The 2,931-nt window shown below is 39.1% G+C and carries 2 protein-coding genes and 2 rRNA genes; all 4 read right to left on the bottom strand.

What is annotated here, in order from left to right; all coding sequences use genetic code 11:
- A partial coding sequence (gene holB, locus ACOVO2_RS17610) for a DNA polymerase III subunit delta' (protein WP_421771241.1) occupies positions 1-878 on the bottom strand: 878 nt, incomplete at its 3' end.
- Between the two features lie 83 nt (positions 879-961).
- Positions 962-2,131: a putative sugar nucleotidyl transferase gene (locus ACOVO2_RS17605; RefSeq protein WP_421771240.1), complete on the bottom strand. Its 1,170-nt coding sequence runs from the start codon at positions 2,129-2,131 to the stop codon at positions 962-964.
- 302 nt (positions 2,132-2,433) lie between these two features.
- Positions 2,434-2,545, bottom strand: a 5S ribosomal RNA gene (gene rrf, locus ACOVO2_RS17600).
- 74 nt (positions 2,546-2,619) lie between these two features.
- A 23S ribosomal RNA gene (locus ACOVO2_RS17595) occupies positions 2,620-2,931 on the bottom strand; the annotation flags it as partial.

The following is a 2,931-nucleotide window of genomic DNA, read 5'->3' as shown; positions in this document are numbered from 1 at the left end:
ATACTTAAACCATATTCAAGCATAGCTTTCTGATATTCTTTGCCTTTGGCATCAAATTCATCGGCCATTGGCACTAATTTCAGAATATTCAACGCATAGCACATTCGCATCCAGTTGGCAAACCAAGCATGTTGGTCATCGTCTGTTTTATGAGCTATCTCTAAAGCATGATTGAGATTTCCTTCAGAAAGGTAAGCAATCTGTTTGGCTCTTTCGGGGCCAATATCTTGTTTTTGAGTCAAATAACTGACAATTTCATCGTCCGTAAAATTTCTCACAGCAATGCGTTGCGTACGTGAAATGATAGTCGTCAATAACTTATCCGAGCTACTGGCAACCAACAAAAACAGCGTTTGCTCAGGTGGTTCTTCCAAAACCTTCAAAAGTGCATTTCCTGCCGCAATATTAAGCATTTCGGCTTGCCAAATGATGGCAATTTTATATCCACCCTCATAAGATTTCAAAGAAAGTTTCTGAATCAACTGACGAGATTCTTCGGCAGGAATATTTCCTTGTTTGATAGCAATATGTTCGAGCCAGTCGGAAAGTGTTCCGTAAGGCGTATCTTTTACAAAAGTACGCCATTGAGGCATAAAATTTTCAGAAATAACCGATTTGCCACCCGCAGTCGGAAAAATATAATTGACATCAGGATGAGCTAACTTGCTCATTTTATTGCAATTCGGGCAACGTCCACAGGCATCATCGGCTTGCTTATTTTCGCAGTTAATATAGGTAGCATACGCCAAAGCCAAAGCCAAATTTGCACTCCCCTCCGCTCCATGAAAAAGCTGGGCATGTGCCACATGGTTACTATTGACCGCCTGTATCAACGATTGTTTTACGTCGTCTAAACCTATAATTTCTCGAAAAAGCATTAGTAAAATAGATTCAAAGAAGTCAAGGAAGTCTTCGCTTGAAGCGAAGACTTCCCTATAACGCTTCCTTCGTAAGTACGCCTTTATTTTTTAAAATCATGAACATGCTTCAAAATAGCAATATCCTTATCTGTAAGTTCTTTATTTCGTCGAGCCATTGTAGCCCTAATAACCTCTAAAGCTTTATCAAAACGATAATCCACATATTCGGTATCAGCCCCACCCCACATAAAAGATGGAATATGTTTATCTTGAAAACCTGCTCCAAAAACGTTTGAACAAACCCCGACTACCGTTCCTGTATTAAACATCGTACTGATTCCAGCCTTTGTATAATCGCCCATAAATAAACCACAAAATAATTCACCCGTTTTTTCAAGTTTATCAGTGGCATAATTATATAGTTTTACTTCTGAATAATCATTTTTAAGGTTAGAATTATTGCAATTTGCACCCAAATTACACCATTCGCCAATCACAGAAGCTCCCAAGAAACCATCATGAGCCTTATTTGAATAACCAAATATAACCGAACTTCCAACCTCACCTCCAGCTTTAGAATACGGCCCAAGCGTTGTATTAGGGCGAATCTTACTTCCCCAAACCACCACACTACCTTCATCAATCGAAACTGGACCAATCACAATCGAGCCTTCCTGTATCGAAGCATTTTTCCCTATATATATCGGGCCTTGTTCAGCGTTCAAAATCACAGATTTGATACTCGCACCTTCTTCAACAAAGATATTCTCCGCACCATACACACGTGTAAAAGGGTCGGTTATTTCTTGCGAATTTCGTCCATCGGTAATTAACTTAAAATCTACCTTAATCTGGTCACCATTTTTCAAGAAAATTTGAGGTAATTGAGTGATGATACTCACCTCACCGTCAAATCTCTTTTGCTGAAATGCTTGAAAATTTATCGGGAAAGAAAGTTTTTCGGTAGTCCGAATAGCCAATACGTTATGATTACTATCAACCAAACATTCTCCAATTTCCAGTTTATTAATTTCTGAAATTAAAAATTCGTCGGGGCAAACCGCACCATTGATGTAAGTATTTATCGAACTCTCAGCCGTAATTTCCTCTAAATAACGCTTTGAAAGGCACGTAACTTTTGTTTTTAGTCTAAATGCCCATTTATCTCTTATAGTCAAGATACCACATCGAATATCGGCAACTGGACGAGTAAAAGTAAAAGGTTTCAATTGATTTCTGATTAACTCATCATCAAAAAGTATATACGCCATCTAAATTGAAAGTTAGTAGGCTGCAAAATTACGAAAAAATACTGGGGAATGTTAATATCGAAGATTATGAATGGGGAATAATGTAGAAGCTGAAGAGTTCATAATATAAGCTTTCTATATTAGGTTGTACTTAAAACGAGATGAATCTAAGTGATGGCTATTAGTTGAAGAATAGTCTAATTAATAGCAATTGCATTTATACAGGTTTTCAGCCTCCAACGTTTTTGTTTGTTAATTTGGTTGGTGGAGCCTAATAACAAAAAAAAAGTCTCACCGTTTCCGATGAGACTTCTGTAATAAAATTCTGGCGTCTACCTACTCTCCCGAGTTTGAACTCAGTACCATCGGCGGTGCGGGGCTTAACTTCTCTGTTCGAGATGGGAAGAGGTGAACACCCGCCCTATAAACACCATGAAGGTCTTTTGACTATTACGTCAATATCTTAATAATTCATGACTTATGTTACAGAAAGATAAAAGCATAATAAAAATATAAGAGTCCTCGATTCATTAGTATTGCTCGGCTTAGTGTTACCACTGCTACACCTGCAACCTATCAACGTCATCGTCTATGACGAATCTCAATGGAAGACTCATCTTGAGGTGGGTTTCACACTTAGATGCTTTCAGCGTTTATCCCGTCCGTACTTGGCTACTCTGCCGTGCCCTTGGCAGGACAACAGATGCACCAGCGGTACGTCCAACTCGGTCCTCTCGTACTAAAGTCAGAACCTCTCAATCTTCCTACGCCCACCACAGATAGGGACCGAACTGTCTCACGACGTTCTGAACCCAGCTCGC

It is taken from the genome of Emticicia sp. (assembly GCF_049241225.1).
In the GTDB taxonomy this organism is placed as follows: domain Bacteria; phylum Bacteroidota; class Bacteroidia; order Cytophagales; family Spirosomataceae; genus Emticicia.
The sequence above is the reverse complement of the archived record's forward strand: the minus strand, read 5'-3'. Positions and strand labels throughout refer to the sequence as shown.